Source organism: Yoonia sp. (assembly GCF_030731595.1).
Lineage (GTDB): Bacteria > Pseudomonadota > Alphaproteobacteria > Rhodobacterales > Rhodobacteraceae > Yoonia.
Genome location: NZ_JANQTS010000057.1, coordinates 26,532 through 48,153, shown reverse-complemented (window position 1 = coordinate 48,153; position 21,622 = coordinate 26,532). Strand labels below are relative to the sequence as shown.

Here is a 21,622-nt window from a genome sequence, read left to right as displayed (position 1 = left end):
CTGCGAAGTCATAGAAGCCCATCTCGGACAACCAGCCGCCGCCCCACTGCCAGGATGCTCCGATTGGGTAAATCAGGCCGGTCAGAACAACAACGAAGATCAGGAATGGCCACAGCTTGATACGCTCAGCAAGTGTACCAGAAACAATGGACGCTGTCGTCGCACAGAACATCAGCTGGAAGAAGAAGTCCGACGCAACCGACGCATAATCCAGCGCAGCGTCAGCAGCCGCCAAACCGACGGGCTCGAGCGATGTTGGCGCAAATGTGCCGAACCAGCCGACAACGATCCAAGCATCGCCAGGATACATGAGGTTAAAGCCAACCAGCCAGTACATGATGGCAGAAAGTGAGTAGAGCGCGATGTTTTTGGTCAGCTGTGTTGCAACGTTCTTGCTGCGCACAAGACCTGCTTCGAGCATGGCAAAGCCGGCTGCCATCCAGAACACCAGAAAGCCGCCCACAAGGAACAGCAAGGTGGTCATCAAATAAGGTCCGATTTCATCGAACGTGGGCGCGGCAGCTTCCTGCGCCAACGCAAACGTCGGCAGCAGCATCAGCGCTGATCCGACGGTAAGTAGTTTCGTAAGTTTCATAGGTCTGTCCCCTCGTTCACGCACTTAAAGCGCGTCATCATTGGTCTCGCCGGTCCGCACCCGAAGGGCGCTTTCTACGTCGAGCACGAAAATCTTGCCGTCGCCGATTTTCTCGGTCTTGGCAGTTGTAGCGATGGTGGACACGACCTGATCAGCCATGCTGTCCTGCACAACGATCTCGAGTTTCACCTTCGGCACGAAGTTGACGGCATATTCCGCACCGCGGTAGATCTCGGTGTGGCCGGATTGCGAGCCGAAGCCCTTGATTTCTGACACCATCATGCCGCGTACGCCAACGGTGGTGAGCGCTTCGCGCACCTCCTCGAGCTTGAACGGCTTGATTGTTGCAATGATGAGTTTCACGTTCTTCCCCTTGCAAATTTTTCTACAGGCTCTCGTTTCGGCAGTGCCCGCTTGCAGGGAGACAAAAAGCGCGTGAACCGCGCAACGGCAAGCTAACGGGGTGGTCATGGAGGGGTCTTAACAAAGCCTTTTGCACAATTTTTGCACAAATTGGTCACTTCGCATAATAATTAAGCAAATAAAAAAGCTGGCCGAGGCGACTCATCCACGCTCTACATTTCAAACCAATGTCGCTATAGTCACAAAAAACAGACCAAACAGTCAGTCGAGCGGATCATGAGTGGAAATGGCAACAAGCGGCCCCCTTTGGTGGCCGAGCGGCGCTATACAGCCAAACCAGCGGCCAAAAAGAAGGCTCAGGCCAAGACTGCCGCCGCGAAACCGGCGGCGCGGCGCAAGGCGGCGCCCAAGCGGTCCAAGCCCCGTGGACCGTTGGGTTGGGTGCTGGCTCCGTTTCGCTGGATATTCAGGATTCTATGGGCTTTTACTTGGCGTATCGGCCTTGTCACAGCACTGATTATTGGCGGATTCTCGTTTTACTTCGCGGCACAATTGCCTGCATTTGATGATCTGGTAGATGGGCGCACCCGCGGCTCTGTCACGATGACAGATCTGCAGGGCCAGGTCTTTGCATGGCGTGGCGACCAATTCGGCGGGATGGTGACGGCTGAGTCGGTGTCACCCCATCTGAAGAATGCGGTGGTCGCAACGGAAGACAAGCGATTCTATCGCCATTTCGGTCTTTCCCCGCGCGGGATCGCCTCTGCCGTCCGGATCAACCTGCGCGAAGGGCGTGGCCCTTTGTCGGGCAACGGCGGATCGACGATCACCCAGCAAACAGCAAAACTGTTGTGCCTTGGTGTGCCGTTTGACCCCGACCGCTGGGAAAGCGAGGCCGCTTACGAGGCCGATTGCCGCCAAGGATCGCTTTGGCGCAAGGCCCGCGAGGCCGTTTTTGCGATCGGCATGGAGATTGCCTATACCAAGGATGAAATCCTGAGCATTTATCTGAACCGCGCCTATCTGGGTGCGGGCAGTCGCGGCTTCGAGGCCGCCGCCCAGCGCTATTTCGGTATCCCTGCCGCACAGGTCAATCCTGCGCAGGCCGCCATGCTTGCCGGTCTTCTGACAGCGCCTTCGGCCAATGCCCCGACCCGTAACCTTGAACGCGCCCAGAACCGCGCCGCCGTTGTGATCGGCCTGATGGAAGAACAGGGCAAACTGACCGCCGCTCAAGCCAATGATGCCCGCGCAAACCCCGCCACCCTTTCTGATGCGGCCCGCACCAACTCTGGCGGTTTCTTTGCTGACTGGGTCATGGACAGCGGACCAGAGTTCTTTACCCGCGACACTACCGAAGACGTGATTATCCGCACAACACTCGATCAACGCATCCAGAAGGCGGCAGAAGAGGCGCTGATCTCGGTTTTTGAAAACGATGTGAAAGAAGGCTCCGAGGCGCAAGCCGCCATCGTCGTGATGTCCGCCGATGGGGCTGTCCGCGCGATGGTCGGTGGCCGCAACATCAGCGCAACAGGCGCTTTCAACCGCGCCACTCAGGCGTTGCGCCAGACCGGATCGGCTTTCAAACCCTTCATTTATGCGGCAGCCCTTGATCTTGGCATGTCGCCATACGACCTGATTGATGATGCCCCAACGTGCTGGCAGCGCCGTGGATCACCGGAATGGTGCCCCGAGAATTATGACCGTGAGTTCAAAGGGCCGGTGACAATGGTTCAGGCCTTGGCCGAAAGCCGCAACATTCCCGCCATTCTGGTATCAGAAGACGTGGGCCGCGAACTGGTGCGCAATGTCGCCGCAGGCTTTGGCCTTGATGGCGACATGGCCGCGGGTCCTGCCCTCGCCCTGGGCGTATCCGAGAGTACTTTGCTCGAGATGACGGGCGCATTTGCGGGCATTCTGAACGGCGGCTCGCAGGTAACCCCTTACGGGCTGACGGACCTACGCTTTGTTGGCGACAGCTCCTCCCTGATGGATGCGCAAAGTGCCGGGATTGGCGAAAGGATCATCCGCCAAGAGGCCGCGCGGCAATTGACGTGGATGATGACGAAAGTCGTCGAAGAAGGCACAGGGCGACGCGCGCGCATTGATGGTTGGCAGATCGCGGGCAAAACCGGGACAACCCAAGGTTCGCGGGATGCGTGGTTCATCGGCTTCACCGGGGATTATGTGACTGGAGTTTGGATGGGCTATGACGACAATAGCCGATTGAGCGGTGTCACCGGTGGCGGCCTTCCCGCCACGATCTGGCGCGAAACCATGGTGCGTGTGCTCGAGGGCAAACAACCCACGGCTTTGCCAATGATCATTCCACAGCAACCGGCCAATGCCGGGGTCCTGCAAAGCCAAGGCGGCGAGGTCTTGGATCAGGATATCCTGAACCTGCTCGATAGCATCATAACGGGGGCGACAAACTGACGGCTATGAGCCGTTGGCGTCGCAGCGCTGGTAGCGAAACGCATAGCGGTTCCAGATCATGTAGATGCCAGTGCCTTCGGCATCTGTCATCAGCATAGCTCGCTCGGTCCAGGTCTCGCCCTCGCCCGAGCATTGCATGTCATAAAGCGTGGCATCCATATTCACGATGTCGACCGGGTTGGCCATGCGGCATTCAACGTCGACACCGTAAAAGATGTTCCTTTCGATCTTGAGCGCACCACCTTCGACCCCTACCAACGCACATTCTGCATTGGCCGTCTGCTTATAGACCCCGTCAAAAGGCCCCGCCGCAAGCATCGCTGGCGTAAGAACGAGGGCGAGCAGGATCTGTGAAACGTGCAATTTCATCATGGTTTCATCATTGCCCCGAATAAAGACATGGTTCAATCACTTATCCCTCTCGGAGCGATGACCACAAATAGCATTCACTCTGTTAGGGATTGGTATACGTTAGAGATGCATGTTGCATGACGACAATGGAGCAGAGACAATTTCATGTCTGACGAATTGACCGCCAAAGGCACCGCAGAACTGCTTGAAACCCGAAAGCAAAGCCGGAGCCTTTACTGGATGGTTGCGGTCTTCAGCCTGTTTGTAAATCTGCTGATGCTGACAGGTCCGCTTTATATGCTGAATGTCTATGACCGCGTTCTGAGCTCGCGGTCGTTTGAAACGCTGCTGGCGCTCTCGGTTCTGGTTGCGTTTCTATATGGTATGATGGGCATCCTCGATTTCGTCCGCGGGCGGGTGATGGGACGGGTCGGTGCGCGGTTCCAGGCAAGTCTGGACCGGCGGGTCTTTGCGGCTGTGCTCAAGGCGACCACCCTCAGCCGTGCACCGCGAGAAGCTGCGACGGGATTGCGCGATCTGGAAGCAGTGCAACGGCTGATCACCTCGCCTGCCTTGATGGCGCTCTTCGATCTGCCTTGGGTTCCACTTTTCTTTTTGGGGATATTCATCTTTCATCCGCTGATGGGGGTTCTCGCTGTGACCGGCGCGCTGGTCCTGCTGGTCGTTGCACTGCTCAATCAACTTGTGACCCGCAAGCCGCTTGAAGCCGCCAATGCGGCAAGCTTTTCCTCCGAGCAGCTTGGCACCCAGATCCGTGGCGAAAGCGAGATGGTTCATTCGCTGGGCATGCGAGGGGCGGCCTTTGACCGATGGCAACTGGCGCGGGGCAAGTCACTTGATACCTCGATCGAGGCTGCTGATGCCTCGGGAACTTTCACCGCTGTCACGAAATCATTCCGCTTGTTTCTGCAATCGGCGATGTTAGGGCTTGGGGCCTATCTTGTGTTGATCAACCAGTTGTCGCCCGGTGCGATGATTGCAGGCTCAATTCTTCTGGGCCGCGCCCTTGCGCCAATTGAAATGCTGGTCGGGCAATGGGCCCTGTTCCAGCGAGGCCGCGAGGGGTGGCGTAACCTTGCCGTGCTTCTGGGGCAGGTTCCACCGGATATGCCGCATACAGCCCTGCCAAGGCCCAAAGCCCGCCTGCTGGCGGATCAAGTCACCGTCGTGCCACCGGGGGAAAAACTGGCCGCCCTGCGGATGATCAGTTTCGAGGTAACCCCTGGACAGGCCGTAGGCGTCATCGGCACTTCGGGGGCAGGCAAGTCGACACTCGCGCGCGTACTCACCGGCGTCTGGCAACCGGTAGGTGGCAAAATCCGGCTGGATGGTGCCGCGCTTGATCAATATGACCCCGATGTACTCGGCCAATATGTGGGTTACTTGCCGCAACGGGTGCAGCTTTTCGAAGGCACGATCAAAGAAAACATTGCACGCATGTCGATGAAGCCTGATGACGCCAAGGTCGTCGCGGCAGCCAAAACCGCCGCCGCCCATGACATGATCCTCAAACTGCCCGATGGCTATGACACCCGCGTATCAGCGATCGGGGGGCGGCTATCGGGTGGGCAGCTCCAGCGGATCGGTCTGGCGCGCGCGCTTTATGGCGATCCGGTTGTAGTGGTGCTAGATGAGCCGAACTCCAACCTCGACAACGAAGGCTCTCTGGCCCTGAACCAAGCGATCAAATCACTGAAATCCGAGGATAAAATTGTGTTCATCATGGCCCACCGCCCATCCGCGATACAAGAATGCGACGTGTTGCTGGTGATTGAAAACGGCGCACGCCGTGCATTTGGCCCAAAGGATGAAGTAATGGCCGAAATGGTCAAGAACCATGGTGAAATCAAACGCAACGCAGGCAAGGCCGGAGGTGTAACATGAGCGATCCCACCGCAAAGCGATGGTCAGCCAGCAAACACCTGACGATTGGTGGCGCAGCGCTGGTGATCCTTGTTGGCGGCTTTGGCACGTGGTCGGTCATGGCCCAGATCACCGGCGCTGTCATCACATCCGGCCAGATCGAGGTGGAACGGAACCGGCAGGTCGTGCAGCACCCCGACGGCGGTGTGGTCGAAGAGATTCTTGTGAACGAGGGCGATGCTGTTGCGGCGGGTGATCTGCTGTTGCGGCTGGACCCAAGCGCTCTGCTGTCCGAACTTGCCGTCGTTGAGGGACAGCTCTTCGAGATACTCGCCCGGCGCGCCCGACTCGAAGCGGAACGGGATGGTGAGTCAGACCTGACTTTCAGTCCGGTGCTTTGGGAAGCCATGAACCCGGAGATCGAAAAACTGATGGAAGGGCAGGAACGCTTGTTTGAAGCAAGGCTCGAAACCAGCCGGAGCGCTGTTGAGCAACTGACCCAGCAGCGCGCGCAAATTGCCAGCCAGATGGATGGAATCCAAGCCCAACAAGCCGCACTGACCACCCAACGCGCCTTGATCGCGCAGGAATTGACCGACCAGCAAACACTTCTCGAGCGTGGTCTGGCGCAGGCCAGCCGCGTGCTGGCCTTGCAGCGCGAAGAGGCCAATCTGCTTGGCGCTGTGGGCGAACTGACCGCACAATCTGCACAAGCCGCAGAGCGGATGACAGAGATCGAGATCCAGATCCTCGGGGTTTCCTCCACCCGCCGCGAAGACGCAATTACACGCCTGCGGGATTTGCAGTTCAACGAGTTGGAGCTCTCTGAACGGCGGCGTACCCTGACGCGGCAACGCGACCGGTTGGACATTCGTGCACCTGTGTCAGGTATTGTTTACGGGATGCAGGTTTTTGCCCCGCAATCGGTCATCCGTGCGGCTGACCCTTTGTTGTTCCTGATCCCGCAAGACCGCCCGCTTGTCATCGCGACCCAAGTGCAGATCGTCGATATTGACCAGATTTTTGTCGGCCAGGATGTCACGCTGCGGTTCTCGGCGTTTGACCAAAGACGCACGCCGGAACTGAACGGCAAGGTCACGCTTCTGTCTGCTGATGCCTTCCAGAACGAAGCGTCGGGTCAATCTTTCTACCGTGCCGAAGTGCAATTGAACCCGGGCGAAATAGAGCGCCTGCCCGCTGATGTCACCCTGATCCCCGGCATGCCTGTCGAGGCTTTTGTGCGCACGGCGGATCGCAGCCCGATAAGCTATCTGATCAAACCGCTTGCCGATTATTTCACCAAGGCCTTCCGCGAGTCCTGATTGCACCCTGCCGCTTTGGCCGCTAGCGTCCGCGCAAATGACAGGAGATTTTCCATGAGCGTGATAGAAACCAAACTGGCCGAGCTGGGCGTGACTTTACCCGATGCCCCTGCACCGGCGGCGAACTATGTTCCCTATGTCATCGCGGGCGATCTGGTTTATGTTTCGGGCCAGCTTCCGGCCACTGCGGACGGAATGATCAAGGGCAAGCTGGGCGACGATCTGACCGCCGAAGAAGGTGCGGTCGCTGCCAAAGCCTGTGCAATCAGCCTGCTGGCGCAACTCAAAGCGGCCTGTGGCGGTGACATCGACCGGTTGGAGCGGGTCGTGAAACTGGTGGGTTTTGTGAATTCGACAGCCGATTTCCCCGATCAGCCCAAAGTCATCAATGGCGCGTCGGACTTTATGGTCGCCGCATTGGGCGACAAGGGCCGCCATGCGCGCTCGGCTGTCAGTGCAGCCAGCCTGCCTTTTGGCGTTGCTGTCGAAATCGAAGCGATCTTTCAGATCAAATGACCCTGCCTGCGTCTTTTTTCGCGCGACCGATCACGCACCGCGCCTTGCATGACCGCAAGGCGGGGCGGGTCGAGAACAGCCTCAAATCGATCGAAGCGGCCTTGGGCGAAGGCTATGGCATCGAAATGGATGTGCAGCTGACTTCTGACGGCCATGCGATGGTGTTTCATGATGACCTTCTGGATCGCCTGACTGCTGAAACCGGACCCGTCAGGGACCGGACGCGCGCAGAGCTTGAAACCATCCCGCTGACCGATGATGGTGGCACTATTCCCGCATTGGAAACCGTCCTAGCCCTTGTGGCAGGCCGTGTCCCGCTGCTGATCGAGATCAAGGATCAAGACGGCGAGATGGGTCCGAATGTGGGACCTTTGGAAAAGGCCGTCTGCACGGCCCTCGCCGACTATACCGGCGATGTGGCCTTGATGTCGTTCAATCCCCATTCTGTCGCTGCTTGCGCCGCACTTGCCCCCGATATTGCACGCGGCCTGACCACCTCAAGCTACGAGGCGCAGTTCTGGCCAGAGGTACCAGCGCCGGTGCGCGACAGACTGCGCGATATCCCGGACTATGACCGCGTCGGCGCGTGTTTCATCAGCCATGAGGCGAACGATCTTGACCGCCCCCGCGTGGCAGAACTCAAATCTCAAGGCGCGCGCATCCTGTGCTGGACCATCCGTTCGGCCAAAGCCGAGGCAGAGGCCCGCCGCATCGTCGATAATGTGACCTTTGAAGGGTATCTGGCTTGACGCCGCAGACAATGCGCACAAGTTGCATCCCATGACCGACACACCCATCGAGATCACGGCACATCCGACGATCAGCGCTATCGCCCCCGAAGACTGGGATGCTTGTGCATGTCCGGAAGCCCGCGATGGGCGGCCCTTTGACCCTTTCACGACGCACCGCTTTCTCAAGGCACTTGAGGATAGCAGGTCTGTGGGCACAGGCACCGGATGGCAGCCGCGCTACCTGACTGCCGTGCAAGACGGGCAGATCATTGCCGTCGCCCCGCTTTATGCCAAAGGCCATTCGCAGGGCGAGTATATCTTTGATCACAACTGGGCCCATGCCTATGAAAGCGCGGGCGGGCGCTATTATCCCAAGCTGCAGATCGCGGTGCCCTTTACGCCCGCGACTGGCCGCAGGTTTCTGACAAGGCCAGGGCATGAAGCCACCGGCATGTCTGCGCTGATCCAAGGTGCGGTGCAGATCGCGGCGGACAACAATCTTTCGTCGCTCCATGCGACCTTCTGCACCGAAGCCGAAGCTATTGCTGGGGCGGAAATGGGGTTGCTGGGGCGGATTGGACAGCAGTTTCACTGGGTCAATGACGCTTACACGGATTTCGAAGCCTTCCTCGGTTCACTGTCCAGCCGCAAACGCAAGAACATGCGCAAGGAGCGTGCCCAAGCCAATGCATTCGGCGGCGAGATCGTGAGCCTGACCGGGGACCAGATCAAACCGGAACACTGGGATGCGTTCTGGCTTTTCTACACCGATACCGGAAACCGGAAATGGGGGACGCCTTACCTCACAAGAAGCTTCTTTCGGTGCGCCCACGAGACATTGCGCGATGATATGTTGATGGTCTTGGCGATACGCGACGGGCAACCCATTGCCGGCGCGCTGAACTTTATCGGGCGTGACACGCTTTACGGGCGCTACTGGGGCTGTCTGGAACATCACGCCTGCCTGCATTTCGAGGTCTGCTATTATCGCGCCATCGACTATGCTATCCAGCACGGGCTTGCCAAAGTTGAGGCAGGCGCACAGGGCGAGCACAAACTGGCGCGCGGCTATCTGCCGGTCGCCACTCATTCGCTGCACTGGTTTGGCGACGCGGGCTTTCGCGACGCGGTAGAGCGCTATCTGGTGGCAGAGCGCGATGCGGTAGACCACGAAATCGAGGTGCTGACCAGCTATGGCCCTTTCCGCAAATCACATAGAGAGGAACAGCAATGACCGAGAAATTGACCGAGGCCGAACGGCGCGAAACGATTGAACCGCTGCTGGGTAATGGGTGGGCGATGGTCGAAGGACGTGACGCGATCCACAAGACTTTCGTGTTCAAGAACTTCGTCGAGGCTTTCGGGTTCATGACACGTGCCGCACTTTGGGCTGAAAAGTGGAACCACCATCCTGAATGGTCGAATGTCTACAAAACTGTGGACGTGACCTTGACCACACATGACGCAGATGGCCTCAGCGCGCTCGACGCCAAACTGGGCGCAAAACTGGACGCACTTGCCGGAGGCTGATTTGGAAACGCTATTGAACACCGTCATCTGGGACGGAAAGACGATTCAGGAACTTTTGTCACTTGAACTGCTGTTGTCGTTTTTTGGCAGCATCCTTGGTGCGATGTTCATCCTGTTTGTTGGCTTTGTCGTCGGGGGCTGGGTCCGTCGTCGTTTGGTTGGGATCGGCGGCCGGAACAAACACCTTGATGAAACGCTGTTCAGCTTTTTGGGCAATGTGGCGCGCTATATCGTCATCGCTTTTGCAGTTCTGTTTGTTCTGAACACTTTTGGCATTCAAACGACATCTGTGGTCGCTGTCATCGGTGCGGCGGGTCTGGCCATTGGTCTGGCGCTGCAAGGCACCCTGTCCAACGTGGCCGCTGGTGTGATGATCGTCTTTTTCCGCCCGATCAAACTGGGTGATTTCGTCGAAGTGAACGGGCAGATGGGGACCGTCAAGGACATCACGCTGAACTTTATTGAACTCGCGGCGGTCAGCAATGTGCAGATCATCATCCCGAATTCGCAGGTCTGGGGCAATACGATCGTCAATTATTCCAGCTACAAGACGCGGCGGGCGGAATGGACCTTTGGAGTGGGCTATAGTGCCAACCTCAAGCGGGCCGAGCAGACGATCCGCGATACGATCATGGCCGATCCGCGTGCAAAGACCGACCCCGAACCGTTCATTCAGGTGAATAATCTTGGCGATTTCTCGGTGGATTTTCTGGTGCGTGTCTGGTGCGACAGCGGTGACTATTTTGCGTTTCAGGCCGATATGAAGCGGCAGGTGAAAGAGGCGTTGGATGCCGCCGGGATCGATATTCCGTTCCCGACGCGCAAAGTTTTGCAAGTGCATGCATAGGGCGGCATCGCCGCCGCCCTAAACATATTAGCCAAGTTCAGCAAGCAGGGTCTCGCCTGCGGAAATCTCGCAGACACCCGGGCTTTCTTCAGCGTTTAGGATGGACACGACGCCGTCTTCCACCAGCATAGAATAGCGCTTGGAGCGGTTCACAAAACCGACCGCAGCCGCGCTGAAGTTCATGCCGATCGATGTCGTGAATTCGCTTTCCGCGTCGGCCAGCATTGTGATGCCAGTGTCTGTCGCGCCAGTGTTTGCGCCCCAAGCCTGCATGACAAACGGATCATTCACAGAGATGCAGATGATCTCATCGACCCCTTTGGCTTTGAAGTCGTCATAGGTCACCATGAAGCTGGGAACATGCGCGGTAGAGCATGTGCCGGTATAGGCGCCTGGCAAGCCAAAGATCACGACCTTGCGGCCTGCAAGCTTTTCGGCCAAAGCCACCTGCATCGGCCCGTCGTCCCCCATCATCAAAAGTGTCGCATTTGGCAAAGTGTCGCCGGTTTTGATTGTCATATCTGTAGCCCCTGTTCGCAATTGTCCTTGTCGTCGCTTCACATATAGAGTTGCGCAGATCAAGAGCCAGAAAAGCAAAGGTGATTTCTTATGCCCCATGTCGTCGTTGTCGGAGCAGGCCAAGCGGGTGCATCTCTTGTGGCCAAATTGCGCTCCGAAGGATTTGAGGGAGAGATCACCCTGATCGGGGCAGAGAAAGTCCCGCCCTATCAGCGCCCTCCCTTGTCCAAAGCCTATCTGCTGGGCGAGATGGCTGAAGAACGGCTATACCTGCGTCCTGCCGAATTCTATGCAGACCATGATATCACCTTGCGGCTTGATACGCGGGTAACAGGCATTGATGCGGCTGGCCGGACCGTGACCCTCAGCGATGGGGAGGTGATCGGCTATGACGAACTGGCGCTGACTGTTGGCGCACATCCCCGCACCCTGCCTGCCGCCATCGGAGGCAATCTGGAGGGTGTCTTTGCTGTCAGGGACCTAGCCGATGCCGATGCGATGGCCCCTGCATTCACTCCCGGTAAACGGGTCTTGATCATCGGGGGCGGCTATATCGGGCTTGAGGCTGCGGCGGTGGCGTCAAAGCTTGGCTTACAGGTCACCTTGATCGAAATGGCAGAGCGGATCTTGCAGCGTGTGGCGGCGCCGCAGACCTCTGATTATTTCCGCGCGCTGCACCAAAGCCACGGCGTTGACATTCGCGAAGGCATTGGCCTTGACCGCCTGCTAGGCGATACGCATGTGACCGGCGCAATATTGACCGATGGCACTGAAATCGCGATTGATTTCGCCGTCGTGGGCGTGGGCATCAACCCTGCGACCATCCTTGCTGACAGCGCCGGTCTGCACGTCGGCAACGGGATCACGACCGACAGCTACGGCCGCACCTCTGATCCGCATATCTGGGCGGCGGGAGACTGTGCCTCTTGTATGTTCAAGGGGCAGACCATCCGGCTCGAAAGTGTCGGCAATGCAATTGACCAGGCCGAGGCCGTCGCCAAGAACATCATGGGGGCGGATGCGCCATACACACCGAACCCTTGGTTCTGGTCGGATCAATACGACTGCAAATTGCAGATCGCGGGGCTGAATATCGGCTATACGGATGTCTACGTGCGCAAGGGCGATGCGCAAGGCGCGCAGTCGAACTGGTACTATAACGGCGCGACATTACTTGCCGTTGATGCCATGAACGATGCCCGCAACTACATGATCGGCAAGCGGTTGATCGAAGCGGGGCGCAGCCCTGACCCTGCCTTGATCACCGATCCTGCCACGGACATGAAAGCCCTGCTCAAGCCGTGAGGATCATCGGCGGCACCCATCGCGGCACCACCCTTGCAGCGGTCGGCGAAGGTGACTTGGCCGCGCATCTGCGCCCCACAAGCGACCGTGTGCGCGAAAGTCTTTTCAATGTTCTGCAAGGCGGGCGCTTTGGTGATCCGGTCAGCGGCGCGCGGGTGTTGGACCTTTTTGCCGGGACTGGCGCGCTGGGGTTAGAGGCCCTATCGCGCGGTGCCTCCCATGTCACATTTGTCGACAGCGGACGCGTTGCGCAAAAGCTGATCCGCGAGAATGTGGCCAAGCTGCGCCGTGCGCAAGACACGACTTTGATCGCAGCCGAGGCCAGCAAACTGCCACAAGGTACACCCTGTGGTTTGGTATTTCTTGATCCGCCTTATGGCCAAGATCTGGGCGGCAAGGCACTGACGGCGGCGCGCGAAGCTGGGTGGATTGCGCCCGGCGCCCTTGTCGTCTGGGAAGAGGCCCGTGCCCAGATCGCACCCCGGGGCTTTACAGGTCTGGACCAGCGCCGCTATGGCGATACTTGGATCACCTTCCTGCGCGCCCAAGAGTGATTTGCGCGAAAGGCTCCTTGGCGCTAGACTTGTTCCATGACGGACGCGACCGACTTCTCGAGCATCCCCTATGTACGCCAAAGCAAAGAGGCGCGTATGGTGTTGCCTGCGCCCGTTCACTTTGGGGCACCGGTTCTGATTTCCGACTGCGCCAGCCCGCTTGCCGGAGAAACGCTGTTGAGTTTGCTGTGGAAACGGCTGGATCAGTCGACCGACCCAGAAGACCGGAATTTCTAAAGCAACTCTGCCGGTGCCACCCACCAGCTCATTTCCGCCACCTGCACGATCCGCGCCACATGGCGGGCTGTCGCCATATCCTTGACCAAGGCAAAACAAGTGGCCCCTGACCCTGACATGCCCGCTGCTGCAACGGCAGGCAGGGCCTTCAACTTTGCAAGAGCCTGGGTGATCTGTGGTGCAATAGCTTCGGCAGGGGCCTGCAGGTCGTTGCGTTGCCGGGCAAGCCAGCGCACAAATCCGTCAAAATCAAGCCCCTCGGGGAGTTGGCCCATCGGAGAACCTTCTTTCGATGCCAATCCCTGAAAGACAGCGCCGGTCGGCACATCGACAGGGGGGCGCACCAGTACCAAGGCGCAATCGGGTAGTTTGGCGATCGGCGACAGGACATCGCCGATCCCTGACATACGCACCGGTTTGGGCGCGCGCATGCACACCGGAACATCCGCACCCAAGGCCACAACTTCGGGTGCCATTTCAGAAAGCGGGGCAACCTCCCAGAGCTCGGCGAGCAGTGCCAGCGTTGCGGCGGCATCGGACGAGCCGCTGCCGATCCCTGCGGCATGCGGCAAGTGCTTTTCAAGGGTGAGCCATGCGCCCTTGCTGACGCCGCGCGACTGACGCAAAGCCTCGGCGGCCCGCATCATCAGATTGTTTTGATCGGTCGGAACACCCGGCGAAAACGGACCATTGACGCTGATCCGCAGATCGGGCGCTGTCGTCGCGGCCAATTGATCCGCCACACCTGCAAAGACCACAAGACTGTCTAGTAGGTGATAGCCATCTTCACGCTGTCCGGTCACGTGCAAGGTCAGGTTAACCTTGGCGGGGGCGCTGGCCTTAATCGTCGCCATGGGCGACACGGATGGGAGCACGCCCCTCATCTAGCAGAACCATGTCCAAACCACGCGCCAACTTGTCACGAATACGTATAGCTTCTGTTTCTTCCGGCCCGAAAGACAGGGCGCGGTGCCACTGGAAACGCGCCTCTATCTCGCGGCCAACAGCCCAAAAGGCATCGCCCAAATGGTCATTGATCACCGGATCGACAGGCTCGAGCGAGGCCGCCCGTTCAAGGTGCACGACAGCCTCGTCGTAGTGGCCAAGCTGGAAATAAACCCAACCCAGACTATCAACGATTGCGCCATTGTCTGGGCGCGCAGCGGCGGCAATCTCGATCATTTGAAGCGCTTCATCCAGCTTTTCACCGCGCTCGACCAGCGAGTATCCAAGATAGTTCAAGACCTGTGGCTGGTCAGGGCGCAAGGCAAGCGCTGCCCTGAAATCCGCCTCCGCAGGGGCCCAGTCATCCAGCTTATGATAAGCAATCGCACGGGTATAATAGACGAACCACTTTGCAGCACTTTCATCATCATAGAGTGCCAAAGCTCGGGTATAGGATGTGATCGCATCGTCATAGCGCTCGGCCTGCCGCAGCGTGTCGCCTTTGGTAGCGTAGACTTCGGGCAAGTTGGGATGCGTGCGGCTCAGAGCCTCCAAGACTTCGATCGCGGCGTCGTACCGCTCTGCTGACCGCAGCACAGCGGCGCGCCCCAGTTCAGCTGCGTGAAATGACGGATCATCAGGCGAGACCGAGGCATAGGCTGCGTTGGCCAAATCATGCTGCGCCATGTCTTCAAGAATGCCCGCGACCATCAGGACGGCAGGGGTGTTCTCTGGCCGCAGGTACGTCGCAGCCCGCGCATACATCAGCGTAAACTGGTCTGGCGCGTCGCCCTGAACAAGACCAGCGATCACAAGCATCAGTTCTGACATGCCTTGCGCAGGGGTCCGCACAGCATCATAGGCAACGGCTGCACCTGCCGCCAATTCGGCGCGCAAGACCGACACCCTCGAATCAGGCTGGCTTCCAAACACGGAATCAAGAACCGCCAAGGCGTCGTCATTGCGGCCCAACTGGCTGAGTATCTGGGCGCGGGCAATCGCACTTTGCCGGCTGTAGCGCATACCAATCGGGGCGCCCGCGACAAAAATCGCCTCTGCGCCTTCGAAGTCACCAACAGACGCCAGAGCATAGGCTTTGTGGGTCATCCCATAGGCACCCATGCCCTCGGTCTCGATCACTTGGTCGAAACTGGCCAGCGACCGGTTGATATTGCCCTGCCCAAGGTGCGCCCAGCCCTGTGATAGCCCGTCAACAAGCGGGCCAACATTGCGCCCCTGTTCGAGTGCTTTGAAGATATCTTCCCAGCGTTCTGCCTTGAAATCTGCAATCTTGAGTGTGAGATGCGCAATCTGCGAGTCATAGCCCCGATCCACCATTGCCTGCGCAACAGGGATCGCGCGGTCCATCTGATCAAGCGCGATGAAAGAGGTCATCGCATTTTCAAGCAGATATGCGTTGCCCGGATCTGCTAGCAAGCTTTTCGTGAAATACCGCGAGGCCACAGCGAAATCATTGAGCAAGCCCGCTTGACGAGCCGCAAGGTAAGACCCCGCATCAGGGTCAGCCACCGCAGGGCTGGTGCCGGTGACAACAAAAGCAAGGAAAGCCGCTGAAATTGATCTCTTGAACACTGTTGGTCTGATCCCCTGCCTTCATTAACCCGCACCCTAGTAATACTGAGACTGGTATGCAAATCCGTCAAAGTCATGGCGGCAAAATGTTGCGTGTCAGACAAAGATGGAAAGGATCGGCAGCAGAATGCTCTACACAGAACAAGGTTGCTCAAAACACAAGCAGACAGACCATCCGGCCCGTCCGCTCGCCCTGCCAATACTGCCCGCCCGCACCTATTAAATATGGCACTTTACGTTAGAAACGACACTAAGCGATGAACTGATTCGGCGTCAAGTGACTGATTCGCTGATCTGTCAACTTGTTGGTGCGTAAACGCGGCAAAGCGGGTCCACAGGCACCGGACTGACCAGAAATGGTGTTTCGGGTGGCATCCCGCTTTCTTCGACCCAGCGCCCATTCAGGCAAAAATCCTGTGCAAAGTTACCCAGATTGAATCCAAATCCGGGGTTTCCACAGTCGTCAGCATTGCCATTGGCATTCCAGGCTTGGCTTACACCCAAGCCCATCTCACCCGGTGTCATGAACACACTGCGTGCCGGGTCATAGTTCAGGAACCAAGAGGCGTTCTCTGCGCGGGCAGCCATATCCCATTTGCCCAGCAGCAGCCCGTCTTGGTAGCCTGCGATCCGGAAGAGTGTCACGTCGTCCTGGGTCACAACGGGTTTGTTCAAGGCGCTCGGATTGATGCTCATCTGGCCCGTCATGGTATAGCCATTTGATCCTTCCCAGCAGAAATAGAAATCAGCCGCATGGGCATTGCTCGCCAGCAAAGATGCTGCAAGGGCCAGACCGCGCATCATGTGTTGTTTTCCCGGATGACGTGGCCCGCCAGATAGAGTGATCCACAAATCAGTATCCGCGCGTTGGGTGCCTTTGCTTTGATCGCACTGATGGCCGCTTGCACCGACCCTGCGATCTCCGCGTCCAGCCCGACCTTGGCTGCCTCGGCTGCTGTTTGCGCGGCGGGGATTGTCGCCGCCTCACCGGGAATCGAGACTGCGGTGAGGCTATCCGCCACGCCAGCCAGATGCCGCAGGTATCCACCGATGTCTTTGGTGTTCAGCATCCCGCAGATCAAATGCGTCGGGCGCGGGGGCATTTGCTGCAAGGTCTGGGCCAAGGCCAGACCGGCGGCGGGGTTATGCCCGCCATCCAGCCAAAGCTCTGCCGGTTGCGCCAAATCGACCAATGCGCCCTTGGTCAACCGCTCCATTCGTGCGGGCCAATAGGCACGGGTGATGGCCGCCTCGCAGGCGGCCTCGTCCTTGCCCAGCGCCCGCAGTGCGGCGATCGCCGCACCCGCATTCATCACCTGATGCGGCCCTGGCAGATTGGGCAGCGGCAGATCCAAAAGACCGCGTTCGTCCTGATAGATCAGCCGGCCGCGCTCGGTGCTCACATGCCAATGTTGCCCATAGGCAAGCAGCGGCGCACCCAGTCTGGCGGCGACCCTTTCGATCACATCCATCCCTTCGTCATGCTGCGGACCAACGACGCAGGTCACACCGCGTTTGATGATCCCTGCCTTTTCGCCCGCGATTGCGCCAAGCGTGTCACCCAGAAAGGCCTGATGATCCATGTCCACCGGCGTGATGATCGTGAGGGAGGGTTGTGCGATCACGTTCGTTGCATCCAAACGACCACCTAGCCCTACTTCAAGCAGGGTGTAATCGGCAGGTGTTTCCGTAAAGGCCAGCAATGCAGCCACTGTTGTAATCTCGAAATAGGTGATCGCCTCGGGGCCGTTGGCGGCATAGCAGCGATCCAGCACGTCTGTCAGGGCAGGCTCTGAAATCAATTCACCCGCCAGTCTGATACGCTCGTGAAATCGGGCCAGATGTGGGGATGTATAGGCGTGAACAGCGCTCCCGCCTGCCTCCAGTCCCGCACGGATCATCGCCTGCGTTGACCCTTTGCCATTGGTTCCCGCCACATGGATGACGGGCGGGAGGCGATCCTGCGGATTGCCAACAGCCTCCAACAGTCGCCACACACGATCCAAGGTCAGATCAATGACCTTGGGGTGCAAGGCCATCATCCGCGCAAGGATCACATCCGAAGACATGGTCACTTTGGGTCTTCTGTTACTTCGGTGTCCTGTGCAGCGACAGGTTTGATGTCTGGAGCAGGCAGATCGCCCTTAACGGGAGGCTCTTGCTTCATCAAGAGCCGCACAATCGTGACCAGTTCATCCTTGAGGTCGTTGCGCTTGGTCACACGGTCAAGCATGCCGTGATCCAGCAGGTATTCGGCGCGCTGGAACCCTTCGGGCAGCTTTTCCCCGATGGTCTGTTCGATCACACGCGCACCAGCAAAGCCGATCAATGCGTTCGGTTCTGCGATCTGAACGTCGCCCAGCATCGCATAAGAGGCTGTTACACCACCCGTTGTCGGATGGGTCAGGACGACGATATAGGGCAGCCCTGCCTCTTTGAGCATTTGTACCGCAATCGTTGTACGCGGCATTTGCATCAGGCCAAGGATACCTTCTTGCATGCGCGCACCGCCAGCAGCGGAAAACAGGATCAGCGGACGCTTAAGCGCAATAGCCCGTTGTGCCGCCGCAACAATCGCATTGCCGACATACATCGACATCGAACCGCCCATGAACGAGAAATCCTGCACCGCAACAACAACGCCAGTCCGGCCCATGTCGCCTTCGGCCACCAGCATCGCGTCTTTCTCGCCGGTTTTCTTGCGCGCTTCCTTGATCCGGTCGGTGTACCGCTTTTGATCGCGGAAATGCAAAGGATCGGCCACAGGCTCGGGCACCGCGACCTCAACAAAAATGCCGCCATCAAAGATCGACCGCAACCGATCGCGCGCACCAATTGCCATGTGATGATCACAATTCGTGCAGACATTGAGGTTGTCCGACAACTCGCGGTGAAACAGCATCGTGCCGCAGCTATCGCACTTGGTCCACAGGTTGTCTGGCATCTCGCGACGCGAAAACAGCGAGTTGATCGTGGGGCGGACGTAGTTGGTAATCCAGTTCATAAGCGGGCCTTTGCGGGGTTTGCGCCTGATGAGATATGATGGAGCGGCACAGAATGCAATCAGCGCTGAATAGCAATGCGCGCTGCAAGCCACATGATTGCGACGGAAAGTATCATCGTCAAAAGCTGAAAAACCACCCACGGGCTCCACAAGGCCGCGATGCCTAAGCTGTAAAGTTCCGGATCCTCATAGGGGTAAAGAAACAACGCCACACCCGAAGACGGCCAACCCTGCACACCAACGACAAGCAGTGCAAAGGCGTTATTGGCCAGATGCAAACCAATCGCGGCGCCCAGATTTCCCGACCGCGCTGTCAGATCCGCGCAGGCGATCCCCAACGCTGTGGCCCAGAGTGCCCAAATTGTCCCGTCCGCTGCGCCGTTCCCGTTCCAGAAGTGCAATGCGCCAAACATCGCAGACGGCACAAACATCCACGCCCACCGGCTGCGCGAGATACAGGCAAACTGCTGTTGCAAGTAGCCGCGAAAGATAATCTCCTCGGTGCCCACCTGGATCAGCAGCGCAAGGATCGCAATCGGCACCAAGACGACCCAAGCCGCAAAATCGCGCACTTCGGCCAGATCGGCCGTGTTGATCCAGGGTGGAAGAAACTCCAGTATTAGGAGCCAGACTGCAACAGCCCAAGCGACCCGAATGAGATCGCGCTTTGCCTCGGATGCAGGGCCAACCAGCGACCAAAACCCGCGCCGGTGCAGCAACCGCAGCAAGACCAGAAAACCTATCGCAGAGACACCAAAGGAAAAGAACTGCGCCAAAGTCCCGAAAGCGGACGTGCCTTCATAGAAAGCGTCGACAGCAGTCTCGGTGGGCAAAAAGGCTGCGAAGACGAAGGGCGAAAGAGCAAATACCACTTCGAATGACACAACCATGACCAAAACGCGCCAAATCTCGGGCGTTTGCCAAGCGGGCCGAATAAACTCTGCGTGCGGAGCGTAAGGGTCTGTCATGCGCGACACTAATCTGGCTGATATCTTGGCTGCAACCGCATGTTCCGGGCTTGCGCAGGGCCAGTGCAGTATTTAGACCGATTTCAACCATTTCCGGAGGAGAATGAAGATGCCAAGAGACCAGGTCGACAAGACACACCTGCCCAGCCGCCATGTCACCGAAGGGCCCGCACGCGCGCCACACCGGTCCTACTTTTACGCCATGGGTCTGGATGAGGAAGCGATCAAGCAGCCTTGGGTCGGTGTCGCAACATGCTGGAACGAAGCGGCCCCTTGCAACATCTCTTTGAATCGTCAGGCACAAGCTGTGAAGCTGGGCGTCAAAAAGGGCTATGGCACACCGCGTGAATTCACGACAATCACGGTCACGGACGGGATTGCCATGGGCCACGAAGGCATGCGGTCTTCACTGGCATCGCGTGACGCGATCGCCGACACTGTTGAGCTTACGATGCGCGGCCACTGCTATGACGCGCTCGTCGGTCTTGCTGGCTGCGATAAATCTCTGCCGGGCATGATGATGGCGATGGTGCGGCTGAACGTGCCGTCTGTATTTATCTATGGTGGTTCGATCCTGCCCGGTCGCCTGAATGGCAAAGACGTGACCGTTCAGGACGTCTTTGAGGCTGTCGGCAAACACCAGGCAGGCAATATGACCGACGCGGAACTCGAAATCCTTGAGCGCGTCGCCTGTCCTTCGGCTGGTGCCTGTGGTGGCCAGTTTACCGCCAACACGATGGCCTGTGTATCAGAGGCGATCGGCCTTGCCCTGATGAACTCTTCCGGTGCCCCTGCGCCCTACGAGAGCCGCGACCACTACGGCGTCGCCTCTGGCGAGGCTGTGATGGAATTGATCGAAAAGAACATCCGTGCCCGCGATATCGTGACACGCAAGTCGCTGGAAAACGCAGCCCGCGTTGTGGCCTGTACAGGCGGGTCCACCAATGCCGGTCTGCACCTGCCAGCAATTGCGCATGAGGCGGGAATTGATTTTGACCTGATGGATGTCTGCGAAATTTTCCGCGACACACCTTACTTTGTGAACCTCAAGCCCGGTGGCGACTATGTGGCCAAAGACCTCTATGAGGCGGGCGGCGTGCCGGTCGTGCTCAAGGAACTGCGCAAGGCAGGCCTGATCCACGAAGACTGCATGACTGCCTCGGGTCGCAGCATCGGTGAAGAGCTCGACATGATCAAAGGCGAGGCGGATGGCAAAGTGATCTATCCTGTCGAAACGCCCATCACCCCAACAGGTGGCGTGGTCGGTCTGCAAGGCAACCTTGCCCCCGAGGGTGCGATCGTAAAGGTCGCAGGCATGGCCGCAGATGAGCAGGTCTTTACCGGCCCTGCGCGTGTTTTCGAAAGCGAAGAAGATGCCTTTGAAGCCGTCAAGGCGCGCCAGTACCAAGAGGGCGAAGTGCTTGTAATCCGCAACGAAGGCCCTTCCGGTGGCCCGGGAATGCGCGAGATGTTGGCAACGACCGCCGCACTCTCCGGTCAGGGTATGGGCAAAAAGGTCGCGCTGATCACGGACGGCCGCTTTTCGGGTGCAACTCGCGGTTTCTGCGTCGGTCACGTTGGGCCAGAGGCGGCACATGGTGGACCCATTGGATTGCTCGAAAACGGGGACATGATCACGATCAACGCGATCACAGGCGCGTTGACGGTCGATCTGACTGATGCGGAACTTGCAACGCGCAAGGCCAACTGGAAAGGCCCCAAGGACACGATTTATGCCTCTGGCGCCTTGTGGAAATACGCACAGTTGGTCGGTGGCGCACGGCTGGGCGCAGTCACGCATCCCGGTGCGAAGCATGAGAAACACATCTACATGGACCTCTGACCGGATGCTCAGTCCACGCCTCGGTGTGTTGGGGCTGCTGGCGATAAGTGCTTGCAGCCCTGGAACACCGGCAAAG

General features: G+C 58.4%; 21 protein-coding genes and 1 pseudogene. 12 read left to right on the top strand and 10 right to left on the bottom strand.

Annotated features, from left to right (window positions below):
- Window positions 1-595: pseudogene (locus tag NWQ23_RS05935) on the bottom strand (ammonium transporter); the annotation flags it as partial.
- A 24-nt stretch (window positions 596-619) separates the two neighbouring features.
- Complete coding sequence (locus NWQ23_RS05930; protein ID WP_306165334.1) at window positions 620-958, bottom strand: P-II family nitrogen regulator; 339 nt, start codon at window positions 956-958, stop codon at window positions 620-622.
- A 276-nt stretch (window positions 959-1,234) separates the two neighbouring features.
- On the opposite strand from NWQ23_RS05930, the gene NWQ23_RS05925 reads away from it, so the two are divergent.
- Window positions 1,235-3,397 (top strand): transglycosylase domain-containing protein, encoded by a 2,163-nt coding sequence (locus tag NWQ23_RS05925; protein WP_306165333.1) that lies wholly within the window; start codon window positions 1,235-1,237, stop codon window positions 3,395-3,397.
- A 3-nt stretch (window positions 3,398-3,400) separates the two neighbouring features.
- Here the strand turns inward: NWQ23_RS05925 and NWQ23_RS05920 are convergent, their stop codons facing one another.
- On the bottom strand, window positions 3,401-3,769 hold the full coding sequence (locus NWQ23_RS05920; RefSeq protein ID WP_306165332.1) for a hypothetical protein: 369 nt from the start codon (window positions 3,767-3,769) through the stop codon (window positions 3,401-3,403).
- A gap of 144 nt (window positions 3,770-3,913) precedes the next feature.
- On the opposite strand from NWQ23_RS05920, the gene NWQ23_RS05915 reads away from it, so the two are divergent.
- The 7 genes from NWQ23_RS05915 to NWQ23_RS05885 are packed head-to-tail and all read left to right on the top strand — an operon-like array spanning window position 3,914 to window position 10,578.
- Window positions 3,914-5,653 (top strand): type I secretion system permease/ATPase, encoded by a 1,740-nt coding sequence (locus NWQ23_RS05915; protein WP_306165331.1) that lies wholly within the window; start codon window positions 3,914-3,916, stop codon window positions 5,651-5,653.
- The gene (locus NWQ23_RS05910; RefSeq protein ID WP_306165330.1) at window positions 5,650-6,954 is read left to right on the top strand and encodes an HlyD family type I secretion periplasmic adaptor subunit; all 1,305 of its coding nucleotides are present in this window, start codon (window positions 5,650-5,652) and stop codon (window positions 6,952-6,954) included. Before NWQ23_RS05915 ends, NWQ23_RS05910 begins: the two co-directional genes overlap by 4 nt.
- A 54-nt stretch (window positions 6,955-7,008) precedes the next feature.
- Window positions 7,009-7,470, top strand: coding sequence for a RidA family protein (locus NWQ23_RS05905; RefSeq protein ID WP_306165329.1), 462 nt, complete (start codon window positions 7,009-7,011; stop codon window positions 7,468-7,470).
- The gene (locus NWQ23_RS05900; protein WP_306165328.1) at window positions 7,467-8,219 is read left to right on the top strand and encodes a glycerophosphodiester phosphodiesterase family protein; all 753 of its coding nucleotides are present in this window, start codon (window positions 7,467-7,469) and stop codon (window positions 8,217-8,219) included. Before NWQ23_RS05905 ends, NWQ23_RS05900 begins: the two co-directional genes overlap by 4 nt.
- 31 nt (window positions 8,220-8,250) lie before the next feature.
- A complete protein-coding gene (locus NWQ23_RS05895) occupies window positions 8,251-9,435 on the top strand; it encodes a GNAT family N-acetyltransferase (protein WP_306165327.1) in 1,185 nt (394 codons plus the stop codon).
- Entirely contained in the window at window positions 9,432-9,731 is a 300-nt protein-coding gene (locus tag NWQ23_RS05890; RefSeq protein WP_306165326.1) for a 4a-hydroxytetrahydrobiopterin dehydratase, read from the top strand. Before NWQ23_RS05895 ends, NWQ23_RS05890 begins: the two co-directional genes overlap by 4 nt.
- A gap of 1 nt (window position 9,732) precedes the next feature.
- Entirely contained in the window at window positions 9,733-10,578 is an 846-nt protein-coding gene (locus NWQ23_RS05885; RefSeq protein ID WP_306165325.1) for a mechanosensitive ion channel family protein, read from the top strand.
- A 27-nt stretch (window positions 10,579-10,605) separates the two neighbouring features.
- Here NWQ23_RS05885 and NWQ23_RS05880 read toward each other — a convergent pair whose 3' ends face one another.
- Window positions 10,606-11,097, bottom strand: coding sequence for a peroxiredoxin (locus tag NWQ23_RS05880; RefSeq protein ID WP_306165324.1), 492 nt, complete (start codon window positions 11,095-11,097; stop codon window positions 10,606-10,608).
- Between the two features lie 90 nt (window positions 11,098-11,187).
- Between NWQ23_RS05880 and NWQ23_RS05875 the strand changes: the two genes are divergently transcribed.
- From NWQ23_RS05875 to NWQ23_RS05865, 3 genes are read left to right on the top strand one after another with little or no spacing between them, the layout of a single operon-like run.
- Window positions 11,188-12,402, top strand: coding sequence for an NAD(P)/FAD-dependent oxidoreductase (locus tag NWQ23_RS05875; RefSeq protein ID WP_306165323.1), 1,215 nt, complete (start codon window positions 11,188-11,190; stop codon window positions 12,400-12,402).
- Window positions 12,399-12,956, top strand: a complete 558-nt coding sequence (rsmD, locus tag NWQ23_RS05870; RefSeq protein WP_306165322.1) for a 16S rRNA (guanine(966)-N(2))-methyltransferase RsmD — start codon at window positions 12,399-12,401, stop codon at window positions 12,954-12,956. Before NWQ23_RS05875 ends, rsmD begins: the two co-directional genes overlap by 4 nt.
- A gap of 36 nt (window positions 12,957-12,992) precedes the next feature.
- Window positions 12,993-13,193, top strand: a complete 201-nt coding sequence (locus NWQ23_RS05865) for a hypothetical protein (protein ID WP_306165321.1) — start codon at window positions 12,993-12,995, stop codon at window positions 13,191-13,193.
- Here the strand turns inward: NWQ23_RS05865 and NWQ23_RS05860 are convergent.
- The 6 genes from NWQ23_RS05860 to NWQ23_RS05835 form a co-directional block, all read right to left on the bottom strand.
- Window positions 13,190-14,047: a 4-(cytidine 5'-diphospho)-2-C-methyl-D-erythritol kinase gene (locus tag NWQ23_RS05860; protein ID WP_306165320.1), complete on the bottom strand. Its 858-nt coding sequence runs from the start codon at window positions 14,045-14,047 to the stop codon at window positions 13,190-13,192. The genes NWQ23_RS05865 and NWQ23_RS05860 overlap by 4 nt on opposite strands.
- Window positions 14,034-15,731, bottom strand: coding sequence for a tetratricopeptide repeat protein (locus NWQ23_RS05855; protein WP_306165319.1), 1,698 nt, complete (start codon window positions 15,729-15,731; stop codon window positions 14,034-14,036). Before NWQ23_RS05855 ends, NWQ23_RS05860 begins: the two co-directional genes overlap by 14 nt.
- A 297-nt stretch (window positions 15,732-16,028) precedes the next feature.
- A complete protein-coding gene (locus tag NWQ23_RS05850; RefSeq protein ID WP_306165318.1) occupies window positions 16,029-16,535 on the bottom strand; it encodes a hypothetical protein in 507 nt (168 codons plus the stop codon).
- Entirely contained in the window at window positions 16,532-17,800 is a 1,269-nt protein-coding gene (locus NWQ23_RS05845) for a folylpolyglutamate synthase/dihydrofolate synthase family protein (protein ID WP_306165336.1), read from the bottom strand. Before NWQ23_RS05845 ends, NWQ23_RS05850 begins: the two co-directional genes overlap by 4 nt.
- A 2-nt stretch (window positions 17,801-17,802) precedes the next feature.
- The gene (gene accD / locus NWQ23_RS05840) at window positions 17,803-18,735 is read right to left on the bottom strand and encodes an acetyl-CoA carboxylase, carboxyltransferase subunit beta (protein WP_306165317.1); all 933 of its coding nucleotides are present in this window, start codon (window positions 18,733-18,735) and stop codon (window positions 17,803-17,805) included.
- Between the two features lie 59 nt (window positions 18,736-18,794).
- A complete protein-coding gene (locus tag NWQ23_RS05835) occupies window positions 18,795-19,703 on the bottom strand; it encodes a CPBP family intramembrane glutamic endopeptidase (protein WP_306165316.1) in 909 nt (302 codons plus the stop codon).
- A gap of 109 nt (window positions 19,704-19,812) precedes the next feature.
- Between NWQ23_RS05835 and ilvD the strand changes: the two genes are divergently transcribed.
- A complete protein-coding gene (gene ilvD / locus NWQ23_RS05830; protein WP_306165315.1) occupies window positions 19,813-21,546 on the top strand; it encodes a dihydroxy-acid dehydratase in 1,734 nt (577 codons plus the stop codon).
- Window positions 21,547-21,622 lie beyond the last annotated feature (76 nt).

Bases quoted from the DNA above. Each gene is read 5' to 3' on its own strand.
- NWQ23_RS05925 (WP_306165333.1), top strand. From the start codon at position 1,235: ATGAGTGGAAATGGCAACAAGCGGCCCCCTTTGGTGGCCGAGCGGCGC.
- NWQ23_RS05920 (WP_306165332.1), bottom strand. From the start codon at position 3,769: ATGATGAAATTGCACGTTTCACAGATCCTGCTCGCCCTCGTTCTTACG.
- NWQ23_RS05915 (WP_306165331.1), top strand. From the start codon at position 3,914: ATGTCTGACGAATTGACCGCCAAAGGCACCGCAGAACTGCTTGAAACC.
- NWQ23_RS05910 (WP_306165330.1), top strand. From the start codon at position 5,650: ATGAGCGATCCCACCGCAAAGCGATGGTCAGCCAGCAAACACCTGACG.
- NWQ23_RS05905 (WP_306165329.1), top strand. From the start codon at position 7,009: ATGAGCGTGATAGAAACCAAACTGGCCGAGCTGGGCGTGACTTTACCC.
- NWQ23_RS05900 (WP_306165328.1), top strand. From the start codon at position 7,467: ATGACCCTGCCTGCGTCTTTTTTCGCGCGACCGATCACGCACCGCGCC.
- NWQ23_RS05895 (WP_306165327.1), top strand. From the start codon at position 8,251: ATGACCGACACACCCATCGAGATCACGGCACATCCGACGATCAGCGCT.
- NWQ23_RS05890 (WP_306165326.1), top strand. From the start codon at position 9,432: ATGACCGAGAAATTGACCGAGGCCGAACGGCGCGAAACGATTGAACCG.
- NWQ23_RS05880 (WP_306165324.1), bottom strand. From the start codon at position 11,097: ATGACAATCAAAACCGGCGACACTTTGCCAAATGCGACACTTTTGATG.
- NWQ23_RS05875 (WP_306165323.1), top strand. From the start codon at position 11,188: ATGCCCCATGTCGTCGTTGTCGGAGCAGGCCAAGCGGGTGCATCTCTT.
- NWQ23_RS05865 (WP_306165321.1), top strand. From the start codon at position 12,993: ATGACGGACGCGACCGACTTCTCGAGCATCCCCTATGTACGCCAAAGC.
- NWQ23_RS05860 (WP_306165320.1), bottom strand. From the start codon at position 14,047: ATGGCGACGATTAAGGCCAGCGCCCCCGCCAAGGTTAACCTGACCTTG.
- NWQ23_RS05850 (WP_306165318.1), bottom strand. From the start codon at position 16,535: ATGATGCGCGGTCTGGCCCTTGCAGCATCTTTGCTGGCGAGCAATGCC.
- NWQ23_RS05845 (WP_306165336.1), bottom strand. From the start codon at position 17,800: ATGTCTTCGGATGTGATCCTTGCGCGGATGATGGCCTTGCACCCCAAG.
- accD (WP_306165317.1), bottom strand. From the start codon at position 18,735: ATGAACTGGATTACCAACTACGTCCGCCCCACGATCAACTCGCTGTTT.
- NWQ23_RS05835 (WP_306165316.1), bottom strand. From the start codon at position 19,703: ATGACAGACCCTTACGCTCCGCACGCAGAGTTTATTCGGCCCGCTTGG.
- ilvD (WP_306165315.1), top strand. From the start codon at position 19,813: ATGCCAAGAGACCAGGTCGACAAGACACACCTGCCCAGCCGCCATGTC.